General features: G+C 62.5%; 18 protein-coding genes and 2 pseudogenes. 12 read left to right on the top strand and 8 right to left on the bottom strand.

Annotated features, from left to right (window positions below):
• Positions 1-81 precede the first annotated feature (81 nt).
• The 4 genes from secA (at position 82) to B9Z34_RS07670 (ending at position 5,507) form a co-directional block, all read left to right on the top strand.
• Positions 82-2,829 carry a preprotein translocase subunit SecA gene (gene secA, locus B9Z34_RS07655; RefSeq protein ID WP_108427530.1) on the top strand — a complete coding sequence of 916 codons (2,748 nt, stop codon included), beginning with the start codon at positions 82-84 and terminating at the stop codon, positions 2,827-2,829.
• Between the two features lie 82 nt (positions 2,830-2,911).
• The gene (gene argJ / locus B9Z34_RS07660; RefSeq protein ID WP_108427531.1) at positions 2,912-4,141 is read left to right on the top strand and encodes a bifunctional glutamate N-acetyltransferase/amino-acid acetyltransferase ArgJ; all 1,230 of its coding nucleotides are present in this window, start codon (positions 2,912-2,914) and stop codon (positions 4,139-4,141) included.
• Positions 4,138-5,028 carry an ATP-binding protein gene (locus tag B9Z34_RS07665; RefSeq protein WP_108427532.1) on the top strand — a complete coding sequence of 297 codons (891 nt, stop codon included), beginning with the start codon at positions 4,138-4,140 and terminating at the stop codon, positions 5,026-5,028. Before argJ ends, B9Z34_RS07665 begins: the two co-directional genes overlap by 4 nt.
• Complete coding sequence (locus B9Z34_RS07670; protein WP_108427533.1) at positions 5,025-5,507, top strand: NUDIX domain-containing protein; 483 nt, start codon at positions 5,025-5,027, stop codon at positions 5,505-5,507. The genes B9Z34_RS07665 and B9Z34_RS07670 overlap by 4 nt, the downstream gene beginning before the upstream one ends.
• A gap of 32 nt (positions 5,508-5,539) precedes the next feature.
• Here B9Z34_RS07670 and B9Z34_RS07675 read toward each other — a convergent pair whose 3' ends face one another.
• The 7 genes and pseudogenes from B9Z34_RS07675 to B9Z34_RS07705 all read right to left on the bottom strand — a co-directional run bounded on the left by B9Z34_RS07675 (position 5,540) and on the right by B9Z34_RS07705 (position 11,680).
• On the bottom strand, positions 5,540-5,755 hold the full coding sequence (locus tag B9Z34_RS07675; protein ID WP_100119295.1) for a DNA gyrase inhibitor YacG: 216 nt from the start codon (positions 5,753-5,755) through the stop codon (positions 5,540-5,542).
• Complete coding sequence (gene zapD, locus B9Z34_RS07680; protein WP_108427534.1) at positions 5,752-6,507, bottom strand: cell division protein ZapD; 756 nt, start codon at positions 6,505-6,507, stop codon at positions 5,752-5,754. The genes B9Z34_RS07675 and zapD overlap by 4 nt, the downstream gene beginning before the upstream one ends.
• Before the next feature lie 22 nt (positions 6,508-6,529).
• Positions 6,530-7,147 carry a dephospho-CoA kinase gene (gene coaE / locus B9Z34_RS07685; RefSeq protein ID WP_108427535.1) on the bottom strand — a complete coding sequence of 206 codons (618 nt, stop codon included), beginning with the start codon at positions 7,145-7,147 and terminating at the stop codon, positions 6,530-6,532.
• Entirely contained in the window at positions 7,144-7,986 is an 843-nt protein-coding gene (locus B9Z34_RS07690; protein ID WP_108427536.1) for an A24 family peptidase, read from the bottom strand. Before B9Z34_RS07690 ends, coaE begins: the two co-directional genes overlap by 4 nt.
• 1 nt (position 7,987) lies before the next feature.
• On the bottom strand, positions 7,988-9,184 hold the full coding sequence (locus B9Z34_RS07695) for a type II secretion system F family protein (RefSeq protein ID WP_108427537.1): 1,197 nt from the start codon (positions 9,182-9,184) through the stop codon (positions 7,988-7,990).
• A pseudogene (locus B9Z34_RS07700) lies at positions 9,181-10,359 on the bottom strand (GspE/PulE family protein); the annotation flags it as partial. The pseudogene B9Z34_RS07700 and the gene B9Z34_RS07695, both read right to left, overlap by 4 nt.
• A gap of 160 nt (positions 10,360-10,519) precedes the next feature.
• Entirely contained in the window at positions 10,520-11,680 is a 1,161-nt protein-coding gene (locus tag B9Z34_RS07705; RefSeq protein ID WP_108427539.1) for an ABC transporter ATP-binding protein, read from the bottom strand.
• Positions 11,681-11,820: 140 nt separating this feature from the next.
• Here B9Z34_RS07705 and B9Z34_RS07710 point away from each other — a divergent pair, with 140 nt between their 5' ends.
• Entirely contained in the window at positions 11,821-13,455 is a 1,635-nt protein-coding gene (locus tag B9Z34_RS07710) for an iron ABC transporter permease (protein ID WP_108427540.1), read from the top strand.
• 37 nt (positions 13,456-13,492) lie between these two features.
• On the opposite strand, the gene B9Z34_RS07715 is transcribed toward B9Z34_RS07710, so the two are convergent.
• Positions 13,493-14,428 carry an ion transporter gene (locus B9Z34_RS07715; RefSeq protein WP_108427541.1) on the bottom strand — a complete coding sequence of 312 codons (936 nt, stop codon included), beginning with the start codon at positions 14,426-14,428 and terminating at the stop codon, positions 13,493-13,495.
• A gap of 122 nt (positions 14,429-14,550) precedes the next feature.
• On the opposite strand from B9Z34_RS07715, the gene B9Z34_RS07720 reads away from it, so the two are divergent.
• The 7 genes and pseudogenes from B9Z34_RS07720 to B9Z34_RS07745 all read left to right on the top strand — a co-directional run bounded on the left by B9Z34_RS07720 (position 14,551) and on the right by B9Z34_RS07745 (position 19,573).
• Complete coding sequence (locus B9Z34_RS07720) at positions 14,551-15,435, top strand: MBL fold metallo-hydrolase (protein WP_108427542.1); 885 nt, start codon at positions 14,551-14,553, stop codon at positions 15,433-15,435.
• Positions 15,436-15,619: 184 nt separating this feature from the next.
• Positions 15,620-15,952, top strand: coding sequence for a helix-turn-helix transcriptional regulator (locus tag B9Z34_RS07725; protein ID WP_108427634.1), 333 nt, complete (start codon positions 15,620-15,622; stop codon positions 15,950-15,952).
• Positions 15,953-15,996: 44 nt separating this feature from the next.
• A complete protein-coding gene (locus B9Z34_RS07730) occupies positions 15,997-16,308 on the top strand; it encodes a class I cytochrome c (protein WP_108427543.1) in 312 nt (103 codons plus the stop codon).
• Between the two features lie 12 nt (positions 16,309-16,320).
• Complete coding sequence (locus B9Z34_RS07735) at positions 16,321-17,595, top strand: FCSD flavin-binding domain-containing protein (protein ID WP_108427544.1); 1,275 nt, start codon at positions 16,321-16,323, stop codon at positions 17,593-17,595.
• A gap of 5 nt (positions 17,596-17,600) precedes the next feature.
• Positions 17,601-18,050, top strand: a pseudogene (locus tag B9Z34_RS07740) (thiosulfate oxidation carrier protein SoxY); the annotation flags it as partial.
• Positions 18,051-18,089: 39 nt separating this feature from the next.
• Positions 18,090-18,416 (top strand): thiosulfate oxidation carrier complex protein SoxZ, encoded by a 327-nt coding sequence (gene soxZ, locus B9Z34_RS14720; protein WP_255417451.1) that lies wholly within the window; start codon positions 18,090-18,092, stop codon positions 18,414-18,416.
• Between the two features lie 146 nt (positions 18,417-18,562).
• Positions 18,563-19,573, top strand: a complete 1,011-nt coding sequence (locus B9Z34_RS07745; RefSeq protein WP_108427545.1) for a sulfate ABC transporter substrate-binding protein — start codon at positions 18,563-18,565, stop codon at positions 19,571-19,573.
• Positions 19,574-19,643: the final 70 nt, after the last annotated feature.

Genomic DNA, 19,643 nt, shown 5'->3' on the forward strand with positions numbered 1-19,643 from the left:
CCTGGTTTGTTTTGAACCCTTTTAATTGACAGGATAGACGGTCTGTTTCTCAGCCCCGTGCTGAAGGTGGATCTTGTAGACATGGCCATCCCATTCCTCACCAAAATTTTCGGCAGCCGAAACGACCGCCTGCTCAAGCAATACCGCAAAACCGTGGAGCGCATCAACGCTCTGGAAGCCGGTCTGGAAGCGCTTAGCGACGACGAGCTGCGGGGCAAGACCCAAAGTTTTCGCGACCGTTTTGCTGCAGGCGAAATACTCGATGACCTGTTGCCCGAAGCCTTTGCCGTGGTGCGCGAGGGCTCCAAACGCGTCATGAAGATGCGGCATTTCGATGTGCAGCTGGCTGGCGGTATCGCTTTGCACAACGGCAAGATTGCCGAGATGCGCACGGGCGAAGGCAAAACCCTGACGTCCACATTGCCTGCTTACCTCAATGCCATCGCGGGCAAGGGCGTCCACGTGGTCACCGTGAACGACTACCTGGCCAGCCGCGATGCCCGCTGGATGGGCAAGTTGTTCAACTTTCTGGGTTTGTCGGTGGGCATCAACCTGGCCCAGATGTCGCGTGAAGAAAAGCAGGCCGCTTACAACTCGGACATCACCTACGGCACCAACAACGAATACGGCTTCGACTACCTGCGCGACAACATGGTCTATGAAGCGCGTGACCGTGTCCAGCGCACCTTGAATTACGCCATCATCGATGAGGTTGACTCCATCCTGATCGACGAGGCCCGCACGCCCCTGATCATCAGCGGACAGGCCGAAGACCACACGGCCACTTACCTGTCGATGAAGCAGGTGGTGCCCTTGCTCACCCGCCAGGAAGGCGAAGCCGACCCGCGCACGGGCGAGGGCATCATCACCCCGGGTGACTTCACGGTGGATGAAAAATCGCACCAGGTCTTCCTGACCGAAGACGGCCATGAAAAAGCCGAAGCGGTGCTGGCCCAGATGGGGCTGATCCCGGAGGGCGCAAGCCTCTACGATCCAGCCAACATCACGCTAATGCACCACCTGAACGCCGCTTTGCGCGCGCAGCACCTCTACCACCGCGACCAGCACTATGTGGTGCAGGACGGTGAGATCGTCATCGTGGACGAATTCACCGGGCGCTTGATGACTGGCCGCCGCTGGAGCGATGGCTTGCACCAGGCGGTAGAGGCCAAAGAGGGTGTGCAAATCCAGGCCGAAAACCAGACCCTGGCCTCCATCACGTTCCAGAACTATTTCCGCCTGTACAACAAGATCGGCGGCATGACCGGCACGGCCGACACCGAGGCTTACGAGTTCCAGGAAATTTACGGTCTGGAGACCGTGGTCATTCCGCCGCACCGCAAGAGCCAACGCGAAGACCAGCTGGACCGTGTCTACAAGACCTCGCAAGAGCGCTACAACGCGGCCATTGCCGACATCCGTGAATGCCACGAACGCGGTCAGCCTGTGCTGGTGGGCACCACCTCGATTGAAAATTCCGAGCTGATTTCACAATTGCTCACCCAGGCCAAGTTGCCGCACCAGGTGCTCAACGCCAAGCAACATGCCCGCGAGGCCGATATCGTGGCCCAGGCCGGACGCCCCGGCATGATCACGATTGCCACCAATATGGCCGGACGTGGCACCGACATCGTGCTCGGCGGCAACATCGAAAAAGACATCCAGGCGGTAGAAGCCGACGAGAGCCTGTCCGAAGAGCACCGCCAGGCCCGCGTGAACGCATTGCGCGAGCAGTGGAAAGTCATGCACGAGCAGGTCAAGGCTTTGGGCGGCTTGCGCATCATCGCCACCGAGCGCCACGAGTCACGCCGCATCGACAACCAGCTGCGTGGCCGATCCGGCCGCCAGGGTGACCCCGGTTCATCGCGTTTCTATTTGAGCCTGGACGATCCCTTGATGCGCATTTTTGCGGGCGACCGTGTGCGATCCATCATGGACCGTCTGAAGATGCCCGAGGGCGAAGCCATCGAAGCGGGCATCGTCACGCGCAGCATCGAAAGCGCCCAGCGCAAGGTGGAGTCGCGCAACTTCGACATCCGCAAGCAATTGCTGGAATACGACGATGTGTCGAACGACCAGCGCAAGGTGATTTACCAGCAGCGCAACGACATTCTCGACGCGCAAGATTTGAACGGGCAGATCACCGCCCTGCGTGAAGGCTGTTTCACCGACATGGTGCGCCAATATGTGCCTGCCGAGACGGTCGAGGAGCAATGGGACCTGGCCAGTCTGGAAAAGGTGCTGGCCGAAGAGTGGTCGCTGCCGCTCAATTTGCGCGAGAAGGTGCAAGCCTCCAACGCCATCACCGACGAAGAAATTCTCGAGACGGTGGTGGCCGCTGCCAATGCCCATTTCCAGGCCAAACTCGACAGCGTGGGCGCGGACAACTTCACCTCGTTTGAGCGCATGATCTTGCTGCAAAGCATTGACACGCACTGGCGCGAACACCTGAGTGCGCTGGACTATCTGCGCCAGGGCATCCATTTGCGTGGCTATGCCCAAAAGCAGCCCAAACAGGAATACAAGCGCGAAGCCTTTGAGCTGTTTGGCCAGTTGCTCGACGCCGTCAAAAACGAAGTCACCCGCACCCTGATGACCGTGCGCATCGACTCGGGCGAGCAGATCGAGCAGGCAGCCCATGACATCGAAGAGCGAGCCGAGCACATCAGCAACGTGACCTACAGCGCCCCCGACGAGTCGGGTGAGCCCCAAACCGTGTCAGCCGATTTGGCGGGCATGCAGCAAGCCTTTGGCCCGGTGGGCCGCAACGAGCCTTGCCCTTGCGGCAGCGGCAAGAAGTACAAGCAGTGCCACGGCAAACTCGCCTGAGTGCGATCCACGGACAAAACGGGCTTCGGCCCGTTTTGTCCTTGTGCCGTCCGAATACCGACTCTTTTCCCGAAGGATGTTTATGCCCGTGAATTTGCCCCCTCTGGACCCTGCCCAACTCCAACCCATCGCGGGCGTGCGCATCGGCATTGCCGAAGCAGGCGTGCGCAAAGCCAACCGCAAGGACCTCACGGTGTTCCTGCTGGACGAAGGTGCCAGCGTGGCGGGGGTGTTCACCCGCAACCGCTTTTGCGCCGCCCCGGTGCAGGTTTGCCGCGAGCATTTGGCTGCGGGCAGCGCGGTGCGTGCTTTGGTCATCAACACGGGCAATGCCAACGCGGGCACGGGCGCACCGGGCCTGGCCCATGCCCGCCAGACCTGTGACGCGCTGGCCAAGCTGTTGCAATGCACACCCGCCCAAGTGCTGCCGTTTTCGACGGGCGTGATCATGGAGCCACTGCCTGTGGACCGCATCGTGGCAGGCTTGCCCGCTGCTTTGGCTGACGCGCAAGCCGCGCACTGGGCCAAGGCCGCCGAAGGCATCATGACCACCGATACCGTGCCCAAGGCGGCCAGCGTGCAGGTGCAAGTGGGTGGGCGGGCCGTGAGCATCACCGGCATCAGCAAGGGCGCGGGCATGATCCGCCCCAACATGGCCACCATGCTCGGCTTTGTGGGCACCGATGCGTGCATCGATCCGGCCCTGTTGCCCGCGCTGGCCAAACAACTGGCCGACGGCTCGTTCAACCGCATCACCATCGATGGCGACACCTCGACCAACGATTCCTTCATGTTGATCGCCACGCACCAGGCAGGTCACGCGCCCATCACCTCGCTGGACAGTGCCGATGGCCAAGCCCTGTTCAAAGGCTTGATGCAAGTGGCCCGCCAACTGGCCCATGCCATCGTGCGCGATGGCGAGGGCGCGACCAAGTTCATCGCCGTGCAGGTCGAAGGCGGCCGCACGGGCGAGGAGTGCCGTCAGGTGGCGTATGCGATTGCGCATTCGCCCTTGGTTAAAACCGCTTTCTTTGCCAGCGATCCGAACCTGGGCCGCATTCTGGCGGCCGTGGGCTACGCCGGGATCGACGACTTGGACCAAGGCCTGATCGAGCTGCACCTGGACGATGTGCATGTGGTCTCGCAAGGCGGCCGCCGCGCCGAGTACCGCGAGGAGGACGGTCAGCGCGTCATGAAGGGCAGCGAAATCACCGTGCGTGTGGGCCTGGGCCGGGGCACCGCCAGCGACACCGTGTGGACCTGCGACCTGAGCCACGAGTACGTCACCATCAACGCGGATTACCGTTCATGAACGCCTCTTCCAATTCAGCCCTGGACCAGTTGCTGGCCAAAGTCAGCCAGCTGGTGGATCGCATCGAGTCGGTCTTGCCCCAACCCCTGTCGGCCCCCGACTGGACGCAGGCCATTGCCTGGCGCTACCGCAAGCGCTCGTCCGGCCACGGCGTGCTCGAACCTGTGCGCCATGTGGCGGCCATGACGCTGAATGACCTGAAAGAGATCGACGACCAGAAGGAAAAGTTGCAGCGCAACACCGAGCAGTTTGTGCACGGTCGCCCAGCCAACAACGTGCTGCTCACCGGCGCACGCGGCACCGGCAAGTCCTCGCTCATCAAGGCTTGCCTCAACACCTATGCACCCCAGGGCCTGCGCCTGATCGAGGTCGACAAAGAAGACCTGACCGATTTGCCCGACATCATCGAGGTGGTGGCGGGCCGCCCCGAAAAGTTCGTGGTCTATTGCGACGACCTGAGCTTTGAAGACGGCGAGCCCGGCTACAAGGCCCTCAAGTCAATTCTGGACGGCACCGTTGCGGCTTCGACCCCCAACGTGCTGGTGTACGCCACCAGCAACCGCCGCCACCTGCTGCCCGAGTACATGAGCGAGAACCTCACCTACAAGCACACTGAGGACGGCGAGGTTCACCCGGGTGAGGGCGTGGAAGAAAAGATTTCGCTGTCCGAGCGCTTTGGCCTGTGGATCAGTTTCTACCCCTTCTCGCAAGACGAGTACCTGACCATTGCCGGTCAGTGGCTCAGCGCCTTGGGGGCCACGCCTTCGCAAATCGAGGCCGCACGCCCCGATGCGCTGCTGTGGGCCCTGGAGCGCGGCTCCCGCAGCGGCCGTGTGGCCTACCAGTTTGCGCGGGACATGATGGGCCGCCAAGCCGATCCCGCATGAGCGCAGGTTTGCTGGTCGCTGACGGTGAGCGTGCACGCGAGGACCTGAGCGCAGGCCAGGCCGAACGCGCAGTGGTCGATGTGGCGGTGGGTGTTCTGCTGCAGGCCGACGGCCAGTTTTTGCTGACCTCTCGCCCTGAGGGTAAGGTCTACGCAGGCTATTGGGAATTCCCGGGCGGTAAGCTCGAAGCGGGTGAGTCGGTCGAGCAAGCGCTGCGCCGCGAGTTGCAGGAAGAGCTGGGCATCACCATCGGTGCCGCGCAGGTCTGGAAAACCCAGATGGTCGATTACCCGCATGCGCTGGTGAGGCTGCACTTTTGCAAAGTGTGGGACTGGCAGGGCGAGCTGCAAATGCGCGAAGCGCAATCACACGCTTGGCAAACCTTGCCGGTGGCTGTGACGCCGGTTTTGCCGGGCACCATTCCCGTGCTGGCTTGGTTAGCCGATGAGCGTGCGTTCACAGGGGCCACCCACGCTTGAACGCCGCCTGAATCCCAAGGGGTTCGGTCTGATCACTGCAGCCGTGGATCGCCAAAGGGCTCGTCAGGTGGGGTGTCGTCGGGCAGTTTGAACTCTTCGCTGGCCCAGGCCCCCAAATCCACGCCCTTGCAGCGGGCGCTGCAAAACGGCCGATAGGGGTTGTGGGGGCTGTAAAGGCTGGTGCCTGCGCAGGCGGGGCAGCGTACTTTGCGGGGCGCGAAGTCTTGGGGCTGGTTCGAGTCGCTCATGCGCACAAAGCCATCTCAAAGGGCACGTCATCGGTGGTGGCCACCAGTTTGCCATCGCTTTGCTGGCGCATCATGCGGATCACCACCAACAAACGGTTGCAGCTGATCTCGGGCGTGATGCCCAGCGACGGGTCGATTTTGAGGCGCAGCAGCTGAAAGGTGCGCCCTTGCGGCAGGTTTTGTTGCAGCTGACCGGCCGTGGCCATGACCTTCTGGCTGCTGCCGGACTCGCGTAGCATTTGCAGCAGCAACTTGACGGCTTGGGCCAGGGGGCCAAACGGTGCGACCCATTGGGACAGGTCGTGGGCGCGGCTGCTGGCGTCGTGGTGTTGCCAGGCGTGGTACGCGGGCAGGTCAAATTCGCAGGTGCCGCCGGGCATCACGGCGCGGCTGCGCAAGGCCATCAGGAAGTCGTTGTCGTTCAGGCTTTGGCCGATCTTGCCGCTGACCTGGTTGAGTGCTTCAAAGTGCTCATCCAGCTGGGCAATCACGCCGTCCAGCGCTTTTTCGGAGATGGCGGGGTTGCCCCGGTAGCCGTTGTAGAGCTGTTTTTGGCGTTCCAGGTCTTTGAGCACATCGGATTTGAGCTCCGAGCGCGAAGCCACCTCGATGATCTCGAACAAAGTGGTCAGCGCAAAGTGGTGGTCCAAGGCCTCGGTGCGGGCCATCAATTGGCCCAGGCGGTTGAACAGTTGCTGCAGCCGCAGGTAAGTGCGGATGCGTTCGTTGAAGGGGTATTCGTACAGTATCACGCGGCGTCTTCCAGTGCCGCCATCATAGCCCGAAGTCAGCGGCCACTTGGACCACTTCCACCTCCAATTCGGCCAGACTCAGGCCTTGGTTGAAGATCACCACATCGGCGCAAGCCAGGCGCTGCGCACGGCTCGCTTGCAGGGACACGATGCGGTCAATTTCTTCGGCGGCCAGGCCGCTGCGGGCCATGACGCGCTGGCGTTGGGTATCGGCGTCGCAGTCCACCACGACCACCCGGTCCACCTGTTTGCGCCAGCGTTCGCCCGACTCCACCAGCAAGGGCACATCGAACACCAGCACGCGATGACCGCTTTGCTCAGCGGCTTGCGCTTGCTCGGCCGTGATCTGGCTCACCAAGGGGTGAATGATGGCTTCGAGCTGTTTTTTGGCTTCGGGATTCTGGAAGACGGTTTCGCGCATGGCTTGTCGGTCCATCGCGCCCTGGGCATCGATCATGGCCGACCCGAAGGCCTGCGCAATGGCGGCAATCGCCCGGCCGCCCGGCGCGGTCACGCTGCGCGAAATCGCGTCTGCATCGATCACGGCAGCCCCCCGGGTGGCCAGCATGGCAGCCACGGTGCTTTTGCCACTGCCGATGCCGCCCGTCAGGCCAATGCGCCAAATTCGTTGAGTGTTCATGGTATTACAGCAGGCAAGCCGGGCAGCGGGCCAAAGGCCATGACCCACAGGCCCGCCAAGGCCAAAAAAGGACCAAAAGGAATATAGCCGTCTTCGGGCATGCGCTGGCGCAGGCGCAAGAGCAGGCCACCTGCCACGCCGGTGATCGATGCGATCAGAACGAGCGACAGCAAAGCGGGCCAGCCCAGCCAGGCACCCAGGGCCGCCAGCAGTTTGAAGTCGCCTTGACCCATGCCCTCTTTGCCGGTCACGCCCTTGAACAGCCAAAACACCATCCATAAAAATACATAACCCACCACAGCCCCCCACAAGGCTGTGCTCAGGCTGACATGGCTCAGCCCCAGACTGGCGGCGAGCAGACCTGACCACACCAAAGGCTGGGTGATGGCATCGGGCAGCAAGGTGGTGTCGGCGTCGATGGCGGCCAGTGTGATCAAGGCGCTCGCAAAACCTGCCCAGGCCAAGGCGCTCAAGCTCAAGCCGTACTGGCCGAAGCTCCACACAAACACGGCGGCCGTGGCCAGCTCGATGGCCGGGTCACGCCAGCCAATGCTGCAGGCGCACTGGCTGCAGCGGCCTTGGAGGCGCAGGTAGCTGAGGACCGGGATTTTTTCAGTCCACGGCAGCACGTGGCCACACTGGGGGCAATGCGAACCGGGGACGGCGATGTTGTAAGGGCGGACTGCAGGGCTTTCTGTGCCATCTTCGGCATGGGTGCTGGCAGCCGCCCATTGCGCCTCCAGCATGCGGGGCAAGCGGTGGACGACCACATTCAAAAAGCTGCCCACCACCAGGCCCAGCAGCGCCGCAGCGCCCCAAAGGAATCCGTCGGCGGCCATCTCAGAACACCTGACCCAAGCGAAATATCGGCAAATACATGGCCACGAGAATACCGCCAATCAGACCGCCCAGCACGACAATGATCAAGGGTTCGAGCAAACTCGACAAACCGTTGACCCGGTCGTCCACTTCGGTTTCCATCAAACCCCCAGCTCGCGCCAGCAAGCTGTCCATGGCCCCGGTTTCTTCGCCCGTGGCGCACAGCTGGACGATCATGTCTGGAAAGCGCCCGCTGCGGGCCATGCCTTCACTCAGTCGGCCGCCTTGAACCACCTGTCTTTGCAGCTGTGTTGTCACGCGCTCATACACCGCGTGGTCGCAGGCCTGTGCCACTGGCCCGAGGGCTTCGCTCAGGGGCACACCAGCCGCCAACAAGGCCGACAGGGTTTGCGCCCAACGTGCGACCACCGCGGTGCCGATCAGTGGCCCCAGCAGCGGCAACTTGAGCAGCCAACGGTCGCGCAAGGCCTGGATGCGGGCTTGGGCACGCTGCGGGCGCTGCCAGAGCCAGAAGCCGAGCAGCACAGCCAATGCGGCCAAGGGACCGGCCGAGCTCAGGCCTTCACTCAGTGCCACCACCATTTGGGTGGCCCAGGGCAAATCGGCCCCGAAGGACTGGAAAACTTCTTCGAACACCGGCACCACGAACACCAAAATCAGCACCAGCACCGCGATGGCCACCGCCATGACCACGCAGGGGTACATCAGGGCCGAGCGCACGCGTGAGCGCAGGGCTTCGTTTTTCTCCAGGGTGTGCGCCAGGCGCTCCACCATGGTGTCCAGGATGCCTGCGGCCTCGCCCGCTTGCACCATGCTGGTGTACAGCCCCGAAAAGTGGCTCGGGTGTCGGGCCAGGGCCTGGTGCAAGGCCGACCCGGACGCCACATCGTCACGCACCGCTTGCATCACCTCCATCAGGGTCACGGCGTTGAGGCTGCGCGTGAGCATGTCCAGGGCCTGCAGCAAGGGCACGCCCGCGCGCAACAGCGCCGCCAGCTGCCGTGTCATCAGCGACAGGTCGGCGGGCCGCACGCGGGCAGGGCTTTCCATCCACAGGCGCTGCACGCGAATGTGCCGCACGCCTTGTCGGCGCAGTTGCGCACGGGCCAGGCCGGCCTCTTGCGCCTGCAGCCGCCCTTGCACCGGGCGGTCTTGGGCGTCGCGCCCTTGCCAGGCGAAAACAGGGGTTTTGCTCATGCGCCGTCCCGCGTGTTGGCCAGCACCTCGTCCAGTGAGGTGATGCCTTGCAAGACCTTGCGCAAACCCGCTGCGCGAAGGCCGATCACGCCTTCGCGCAGGGCCTGTTGGGCCAACACCTGGCTGCCCACTTCTTGCAGGATCAGGGCCTGCATGTCGGCGCTCACGGGCATGACCTGAAAAATCCCGGTGCGCCCTGAAAATCCTTTGTGGCAATGCGCACAGCCCACGGGTTGCCAGACCTCCACCTCATGGGTGCTCAGCCAAGCGGGGGGCATGCCTGCTTGCAACAAGACGGCGGTAGGCAGTTTCACGGGCGCCTTGCACAGCGGGCACAGGCAGCGCACCAGGCGCTGCGCCGTGATCAGGCTGACGCTGGCCGCGATGTTGTAGGGGGCGACGCCCATGTTGCGCAGGCGCACCAGCGTGCCGGGTGCATCGTTCGTGTGCAGGGTGGACAACACCAGATGCCCCGTTTGCGCCGCCTGGATGGCGATGTTGGCCGTCTCCAGGTCGCGCACCTCGCCCACCATTAAGACATCCGGGTCTTGCCGCAGAAAAGCCCGCAAGGCGATGGCAAAGGTCAGGCCGGGTTTGTCTTGCACATTCACCTGGTTGATGCCCTGCAGCTGGATCTCGCAAGGGTCTTCCACTGTGGCGATGTTCACCTCTGGGGTGTTGAGCCTGTTCAGGCAGGCGTAGAGCGATTGGGTCTTGCCCGAGCCGGTCGGCCCGGTCACCAGCACCATGCCGTGCGGGCGCTGAATCGCCTCCAGCAAACGGGCCAGGTCCTCTGGCTCGTAGCCCAGCTGGGTCAAATCCAGCTGGACCTGTTCGGCGTCCAGCACCCGGATGACCAGCTTTTCGCCAAACAAGGTGGGCAAGGTGCTGATGCGCAAATCCAGCTCGCGACCGCTGGCCAGCTGCAGTTTCATGCGACCGTCTTGCGGCAGGCGTTTTTCGGCGATGTCCAGCCGCGACAGCACCTTGATGCGCGAAGCCAGACGGTCTTTCAGCGCGATGGCTGGGGTGGCCACTTCGCGCAACTCGCCGTCGATGCGCATGCGCACCCGGTAATGGTGCTCGTACGGCTCAAAGTGCAAATCCGAGGCTTTCAGTGCAACCGCCTGCTCCAGCAGTTGCTGCACCAAATGCACCACAGGCGCGTCGTCGACGGCCCCCGATTTGGGCCGATTGCTGAGGGGCTCCAGCATGGCGTCTCCCTGAATACTTTTGTTTTTGGCCAGCGCATCATGAGCCCCATTGGGCGGTTTGTAAATGCACCGGCTCAAAACCGCGCTGTTTTTTCAGGGCTGCGCCGTCTGGGCGCTTTGCTCAGACGAATTTGACCGGCTGGTATTGCGGGTCGGTGTGCTCGCAGGCCTCGGCTTTGGCGCAGGGCATCTGGCACAGTTCGCGGTCGGTCGCCGGGCAAGCGCGGTTGAAGGTCACCACATGGTCCACCTCGGCGCGGATGCCGATCCATTCGCCCAGTTTGTGGTCGTGGTGGCTGGGCACATGGGCCATGAGCAGGTCGCCGCTGGCCAGGCGCAAGGTGTACAAAAATTCCGAACCCCGGAAGGCCTTGCGGATGATCTGCGCTTTCACCGGGGCATCGTCGTCGTGCACGATGTCGTCGGCCCGCAGCAGCACATCGCATTGGCCGCCTTCAAAAGCGCAGGGCAGGGGGCATTCGGCCACGTCGGTCAGCTGGCCAACGGGCGTGTCCACCACCACTTGTCCATTGACTTCGCTCAGGGTGGCCGGGGTGAAAACGCCGTGGCCAATGAAGTCCGCCACAAATCGGGTGGCCGGGCGGTGGTACAGGCTGTAGGCGTCGTCCCACTGGTGCAGCTGGCCTTCGTTCATGACGCCGATCACGTCGCCAATCGCAAAGGCTTCGAGCTGGTCGTGTGTGACCAGCAGTGCGGTGGCCTTGGCGGCTTTGAGGATGTTGCGCACCTCGTGGGCCAGGCGCTCACGCAGGTCGATGTCGAGGTTGGAAAACGGCTCGTCCAGCAGCAGCAGGTCGGGTTTGGGGGCCAGCGCACGGGCCAGGGCCACGCGTTGCTGCTGGCCGCCCGAGAGCTCGTGCGGGAAGCGTTTTTGCGCACCTTCCAAGCCCACCAGTTTGAGGACTTCGGCCACGCGGGTTTGGCGCTCGGCCTTGGGCAGGTGTTCCAGCCCAAAGCCCACATTGCGGCCCACGTCCATGTGCGGAAACAGCGCGTAGTCCTGGAACACCATGCCAATGCGTCGGCGTTCGGCTGGCTCGGTGTGGTTTTTGTTGCTGACCACCCGGCTGGACAGCAAAATCTGCCCGCCCGTGACCGGCTCCAGACCTGCCACCGCCCGCAGCAAGGTGGTCTTGCCGCAACCCGATGGGCCGATCAACACACCAATGTCACCCGAGCGCAGGCCCAGGTTCACCCCCCGCACGGCAGGCGTGGTGCTGCTGGGGTATTGGATGTCGAGTTGGCGCAGTTCCAGAAACATGTTCCGGATTGTAGGCAGGTTGGCTGAAGTCTCGCCTTGGAACTGGCATCGGTGCTGTGCTGCCATGGACCCCGGGTCTTCGCCCGGGGTGACAGGCTGGACAAGGGCTTTCAGGGGGCGGCTTCTACAATAGCCCCGATATGTTGACCTCCTTGGCCCGCCGTTTATCGGGTCTCCCTTCCTTGCTCTTCGCTTTGCTGGCGCTGGCTTTGGCCTTGCCGGTACTGGCCGTGCTCGGCTCGTGGCTGCAGTGGAGCGGCGAGAGTGCCAGCATCTTGCGCGAGATGGCCGCCACCGTGCTGCCCGATTACGCACTCACATCGCTGGGCCTGTGCCTGATGGTGGCGGTGGGCGTGACGGTGTTGGGCCTAGCCACGGCGGCCCTGGTTACCTTGTTTGATTTTCCGGGGCGTGGTGTATTTGAATGGTTACTGCTCTTGCCGCTGGCCATGCCGGCCTATGTGGTGGCTTATGCCTACACCGACTTTTTGCAGTTCAGTGGTCCGCTGCAGGTGGCCCTGCGCGAGGCGCTGGGCTTGCAGGGGCGCTTGTGGCCCGATGTGCGCAGCGTCTGGGGTGCGGCCCTCGTGTTCACCTTGTCGCTCTACCCCTATGTGTATTTGCTGGCCCGAACCGCCTTGGTCGAGCGGGCTGCAGGCCTGATGGAAGCGGCCCGTCTGTTGGGTGCACCCCTGTCCCGCCGCATCCGCGAAATCGCCTTGCCGCTGGCCCGCCCTGCCGTGGCGGCTGGGGTGGCGTTGGCGCTCATGGAAACCCTGGCCGACTTTGGCGTGTCTAGCTACTTCGGCATCCAGACCTTCACGGCGGGCATCTACAAAGCCTGGCTGTCCATGGACAACCGCATCGCTGCGGCGCAACTCGCCACGGTGCTGCTGGCCGTGGTGGTGGTTTTGCTGCAGCTGGAGCAACGTGCTCAAAAGCGCATGCGCTTCAACCAGGGGCGTGGTTTGCGCCAGGGCTCGGCCGAGGCCCAGCCGGTGCAGTTGCACGGCACGCGCCGCGTGCTGGCGTGGACGGTGTGCAGCGTGCCGGTGCTGCTGGGCTTTGTGCTGCCGGTGCTCATCATGCTGCGCGCTTTGGTGGGCGAGACGACCGAGATGCCCTGGGAGCGCTTTGGCCAATGGGCCTGGACCAGCTTGCGCCTGGGCGCGGTGACCGCTGTGCTGGCCGTGGGCGTGGCGCTGGCGCTGGCTTTCAGCGTGCGCACCCGGGCCGACCGCATCAGCCAGGGCGCCATCCAGCTGGTGGGTTTGGGCTATGCCATTCCCGGTGCGGTGGTGGTGGTGGGTTTGCTTTTGCCGGTGGGCTGGATTCAGCAGACCTGGCCCGCCTCGTCGGCGGGGGCCTGGATCACGGCCACCTCACTCGGCTTGGTGTGGGCCTATCTGGTGCGCTTTTGCGCTGTTGCGCTGCAGTCGGTGCAAAGTGGTTATGCCCGTATTCCAGTCAGTCTGGACGACTCGGCCCGCATGTTGGGCGTGACCGGCTGGGGCCTGATGCGCCGCGTGCACGCGCCGCTGTTGCAGCGCACCACCATGGCGGCAGCCTTGCTGGTGTTTGTGGACGTGATGAAGGAGCTGCCCGCCACCATGGTGCTGCGACCCTTCAACAGCGACACGCTGGCCGTGGTGGCCTACCAGTTGGCACGCGACGAGCGATTGGGCGAGGCCGCGCTGCCTTCGCTGGCTTTGGTGCTCGTGGGCTTGATCCCGGTCATCTTGCTCAGCCGGACCTTGCGGCAAACCCGGACCTGAAGACACCCGCAGCGGCGCTGGGTTGATCCCGAGCGCTTCAGTCCTTTGGTTTCAGCAGAGAACGCTCTTCGAGGATCTGCCGCACGATGGCGTGGGCGTGGTCTTCGGTGATGTTGAAAGCCTGGCGCAGGTGTTCGATGGTGCGCCGTTCTTTGGCGCTGACTTGCCCGTCTTTGAGGATTTCTTCGATTTCCGTGGCGAATTCCAGCTCCTGGGTCCTGACGCGGGTGGCAAAGGCCGAAGCCACGATGCCGGTCAGCAAAGCCACGGTGAAAACCCCTGACAAAGCGGTGAACGCGCCAATGACTTTGCCCCAGGGTGACAGCGGCGTGACGTCGCCGTAACCCACGGTGGTGACGGTGACGATGGACCACCACATGGCGTCGGGGATGGTGCCCAACTTGTCAGGCTGCAGGGCGTGCTCGGCGTAGTACATCAGGCAAGAGGTGACCAGAATGGACAAGGCTAGGAGGTACAGCGCCGAAATGAAGGCGTCCCTTTCCGCATAAATCGAGGCCATCAGGTCTTCGAGCGCAGTGGAATAGTGCGACAACTTCAGGATGCGCATGACCCGGAGCACCCGCAAAAACCTTAAATCCACGCCCGGCAGCAAGGTTTGCAAGAAGAAGGGCAAAACGGCGAGCAGGTCGATCAGGCCATGAAAACTCAACATGTAAGCCAGGCGACGACGGGAGACGGTTTGTCTGGCATGTCGGGGTTTTTCTGCGGCGGTCCAGATGCGCAGCAGGTACTCCACGCTGAAAAAGACGATGGACAGTGTTTCAAAGCGGGCCAGTGCCAGCGGGTATTGGGCATCGATGGCGGGCACCGAGGCCAGGATCACGGCCGCCACATTGCCCAGCACCATCAGGGTCAGCACCCATGAGAACAGCTGGGCAACTTTTTTGTCTTTGTGGCTTTGGAGTTCAAGAATCAGGAACAAGCGGTGTCGGAGCGGGTGGTGTGCGTGCATGGGTGCATCTTAGACAAGAAGCCTTGCGGCAAAGCCAGCCATGAACTGGGCCGATAATTCCATCAGCCATCACCGATGTATTCGGATGGACCCTTGCCCCTGTCACCCCAAGGACGATTGCCATGAACCCTTCAGACGCTTTGACCGCCCGACCCGAGGTGCGTGGTTTTTTTGACCCCGGCACCTGGACGGTGACGTATGTGGTCCATGCCCCGCAGGGCAGGGCGTGCGCCGTCATCGACTCGGTGCTGGACTACGACCCCAAGTCAGGGCGCACGAGCACGGCTTCGGCCGACAAGGTGATCGACTACGTGCGCAGCCAGGGTTTGCAGGTGGCCTGGATTCTGGAAACCCACGCCCACGCAGACCACCTGAGCGCAGCGCCCTACCTGAAAGCGCAGCTGGGCGGCCAAACCGCCATTGGGGCCCACATCTCGGCTGTGCAAAAAGTTTTCAAGGGCGTTTTCAACCTGGAGCCCGACTTTGCGGTGGACGGCCGCCAGTTTGACCGTTTGCTGGCCGACGGCGAGAGCTTGCCCGTGGGGAGCTTGCAGATACAGGCCATGTCAGTGCCTGGGCACACACCGGCTTGCATGGCCTACCAGGTGGGCGACGCCGTGTTCGTCGGCGACACCCTGTTCATGCCCGATGTGGGGTCGGCGCGTTGTGATTTCCCGGGGGGTGATGCGCGGGCCTTGTACACGTCGGTGCAAAAAATCCTGAGTCTGCCGCCGCAAACCCGCCTGTTCATGTGCCACGATTACCCGCCCGAGGGGCGGGCCGTGCAGTACGAAACCACGGTGGCGGCGCAGCGTGCGGGCAACATCCACCTGAAAGACGGCACCAGCGAAGCCGACTTTGTGCGCATGCGCACCGCCCGGGATGCCACCTTGGCCATGCCGGTTTTGATCCTGCCTGCGGTGCAGGTCAACATCCGTGCGGGCGAGATGCCCCCGGCCGAGACCAATGGCGTGGCCTATTTGAAGATACCCCTGAACGCCCTGTGAGCTTTCTTCAATCCCGGTGAGCGCATGGCCCTTGTGGGAGGGGGCAGGCTCCCCATCGGCGTCATATCTTCATTTGTGCATAAGCAAACAACAAATGATTGGTTTGAAATGGCCACAAACCCCGCCAGAATGCGAAGCTTCCACATTTGAGCACCCGATCCGGGTCCAGGTCGAGCAAAAAACCATGGTCGCAAACCCCGCCCCCCGCACAGGCCCTGCCCTGGCCGAATCCGATGCGGTCTTTGAAAAGGCCGCCGAGGTGTTTCGTGTCATGTCGGCGCCCATGCGGCTGCGCATCATCAGCGCTTTGTGCGACGGTGAAAAAAACGTGGGGCAATTGCTGGCCGAGATTGCCACCACCCAGCCCAACATGTCGCAGCACCTGAACACGCTGTTTGTGGCGGGTGTGCTGGGCAAACGGCGTGAGGGGGTGCAGATTTATTACCGCATCGCCAATGAACAGGTGGTCGCTTTGTGCCGGACCATGTGCTCACAGCTCACTGCGGCATTGCATTGACACGACAATCCCCCCCCCATTGGGACCATTCCGAAGGAAAAACCATGAAGATTCACCACTTTTTTCTGGCATCGGCCGTCTGGATGGCCGCAGCTGCGTCGCAGGCGCAGTCTGCCGATGCTGCCCAGGTGCGCAGTTGGGCGGCCTCTTGCGCCGCTTGCCACGGCACCGATGGCCATGCCCAACCCGGCATGGCCGCTTTGGCCGGTGTGCCCAAGGACTTGATCGTGCAGAAAATGCTCGACTACAAGGCCGGCCGCGTGCCCACCGCCACCCTCATGCACCAACTGGCCAAGGGCTACTCTGACGAGCAGATCAGCGCCATCGCGGGGTATTTTGCCGCGCAAAAGAAATAAGGACACATCGCCATGCAACGTCGTCAATTTTTGCAGACCGGTTCTGCGCTGGGGGCCATGGGCCTGGTGTCGGGTTGTGCCACCGTGGGGGGTGATAGCGGCCCCAAGGTGGTGGTGATCGGGGGCGGTTACGCGGGGGCCACGGCCGCCAAGTACATCCGCATGTGGTCCGGACAGAAAATCCAGGTTACCTTGGTCGAGCCCAATGAGGTCTTTGTGTCCTGCCCCATCTCCAACCTGGTGATCGGCGGCAGCAAGACCATGGCCGACATCACCACGCCCTACGACAACCTGACCAAGCGCCACGGCGTGCAGATCGTCAAGGACCGGGTCAACAGCATCGATGCCGACAAGCGCATTGTCAAGCTGGCTGGTGGTGCCGAGTTGACCTATGACCGCCTGATCGTCTCGCCCGGCGTGGACTTCATGTGGGAAGCGCTGCCCGGCATGAACAAGCCTGGCGCCAAAGACAAGGTCATGCACGCCTGGAAAGCGGGTGCTCAGACCCTCACGCTGCGCAAGCAACTCGAAGCCATGCCCGATGGCGGCGTGTTCGCCATGGCGATCCCGCTGGCGCCTTACCGCTGCCCGCCCGGCCCTTACGAGCGGGCCTGCCAGGTGGCCGACTACTTCAGCAAAGCCAAGCCCAAGAGCAAGGTGCTGATTCTGGACGCCAACGACGACGTGACCTCCAAAGGGGCTTTGTTCAAGAAGGCCTGGGCCGAGCGCTACAAAGGCATCATCGACTACCGCAGCAAACACCAGCTGAGCGACGTCGATGTGGCAGCCAACACCTTGAAGTTCGAGTTCAACGACGACGTCAAGGCCAATGTGCTCAACGTCATCCCGGGCATGCGTGCCGGTGACATCGCGGTCAACGCGGGTCTTGCCACGGCCAACAAGCGCTGGTGCGAGGTGGACTTCTTGACCTTCGAATCCAAGGTCGCCAAAAACGTGCACGTGCTGGGCGACTCGATCCAGATTGCACCGGGCATGCCCAAGTCGGGCCACATGGCCAACCAGCACGGCAAGACCTGTGCGGCGGCCGTGGTGGCCTTGCTCACCGACCAGCCGGTGAACACCCTGCCGATCTACAACAACACCTGCTACAGCTTTGTTAGTGCTGAAGAGGTGGTGCATGTGGCCAGCGTGCACCGTTACGACGCCGCGCAAAAAACCATGCTCACCGTGCCTGGCTCGGGCGGTTTGTCGAGCGCGGCCAATGCCGTCGAAGGTCACTACGCACTGGCCTGGGCGCGCAACATCTGGGCTGACACCCTGGCCTGACCTGCATGCCGATCCACCACACGCCCGGTCACACCCGCCGCCAGCTGCTGCAAGGCACTGCTGCAGCGGGCGTGTGCGCGTCGTTGGGGGCATGGCCCACTTTGGCCGTGGCGGCATCGCCCGCTTTCGAGGCCAAAACCTTGGCTCAGGTGGCCAAGGCCCTGGGGGCGAAATCGGTCATGGCCAGCGCCGATGTGCGCCTGAATACCCTGGATTACGCCGAAAACGGGGCGGCTGTGCCGGTGGACATCGGCACATCTTTGCCGGGGGTCGAGCGCATCGCCCTGTTTGTCGAAAAGAACCCCACGCCGCTGATCGCTGTTTTCCAGTCCGGCGAATTGGTCGACACCGTCTTGACCGTGCACACCAAGATGGCCCAGACCTCGGCGGTGTACGCCCTGGTCATCCTGGCTGATGGCCGGGCCCTGTTTGCCAAAAAAGACGTCAAGGTGGTGCTGGGCAGCTGTGGGGCCGTGTCCGAGACCCCGGACAACGTGGATGCCAAACGCGCCACTGAGCCCACGCGCATCCGGGTGCAAATTCAGGGCGATTCAGCGCTTGTGCGCATGCGCATGGCCCACGAGATGGAGTCCGGCCAACGCAAGAACGCAGCGGGCAAACTGGTGCCTGCTTGGCATATCGACCAGGTGACCGTGCAGCTCAACGGCAAACCGGTCCTCACGGCCGACTGGGGCCCGGGTGTTTCGCGCAACCCCTATTTGCAATTCACCCTCAAAAAAGCCAAAGCGGGCGACAAGCTCACCGTCGGCTGGCGCGACAACAAAGGTGCTCTGCGTTCGGACGACCAGCTGCTGGTTTGATGCGTCTGGCTGCGCGCCAACCATGCGGTTGGTCTTTATAGATATTTACCGCATTAAGAAATAGAAAAACAGTCGTTTGAGTTTTAACGGATCACTTCCAGAATCCATGCCATCAGCTTTTTGATGTGTATTTTTGGAGTGACCTCATGACAACCAAACGCCCTGTTCTCAAACTCTTCGCGCTGCTGACCTTGACCTTGTCGGGTTTGACTGTGCAAGCGCAAGCGCCCATCAGCCTGCTCAACGTGTCTTATGACCCCACACGTGAGCTGTACGTCGAATTCAACAAGGCCTTTGCCGCTCACTGGAAAGCCAAAATTGGCCAAGACGTGAGCTTCAAGCAGTCGCATGGCGGCTCGGGCAAACAAGCCCGCTCCATCATTGACGGCTTGGACGCCGACGTGGCCACCCTGGCCTTGGCCGGTGACACCGACGCCCTGCACAAAAACGGCAACCTGATCCCCAAAGACTGGCAAAAGCGCTTGCCGCACAACAGCTCGCCCTACACCTCGACCATCGTGCTGGTGGTGCGTGCGGGCAACCCCAAAGGCATCCGCGACTGGGACGACCTGGTCAAGCCGGGCATCAGCGTGATCACACCCAACCCCAAAACATCGGGCGGGGCTCGCTGGAACTATTTGGCTGCCTGGGAATTTGCCAAGCGCAAATATGGCAATGAAGCCAAGGCCAAAGACTTTGTGACCGCGCTGTATAAAAACGTGCCCGTGCTCGACACCGGGGCGCGGGGCTCGTCCATCACCTTTGCGCAGCGTGCGCAGGGCGATGTGTTCATCAGCTGGGAAAACGAAGCCAACCTGCTGGAAAAGGAGTTTGGCAGCAAGATCGACGTGGTCTACCCGTCCATCAGCATCCTGGCCGAACCTGCGGTGACCGTGGTCGACAAAAACGTGGACCGCAAAGGCACCCGCGCAGTGGCGCAGGCTTATCTGGAATTTCTCTACACCGACGAAGGCCAAGACATCGCTGGCAAAAATTTCTACCGCCCGATCTCGCCCAAGGCCCAGGCCAAATACGCCAAGCAGTTCCCCAAGCTCAAGCTGTTCACCATCGACCAGGCCTTTGGTGGCTGGGAAAAAGCCGACAAAGCCCACTTTGCCGACGGCGGCACTTTCGATCAGATTTACAGCAAGAAGTGAACGTGTGTCAGACCGTCCAGCACCGTCTTGACGGTTGACCCAAGCCCGCAGGTGTTCGCGCCTTGCGGGC

It is taken from the genome of Limnohabitans sp. Hippo3 (assembly GCF_003063665.1).
In the GTDB taxonomy this organism is placed as follows: domain Bacteria; phylum Pseudomonadota; class Gammaproteobacteria; order Burkholderiales; family Burkholderiaceae_C; genus Limnohabitans_A.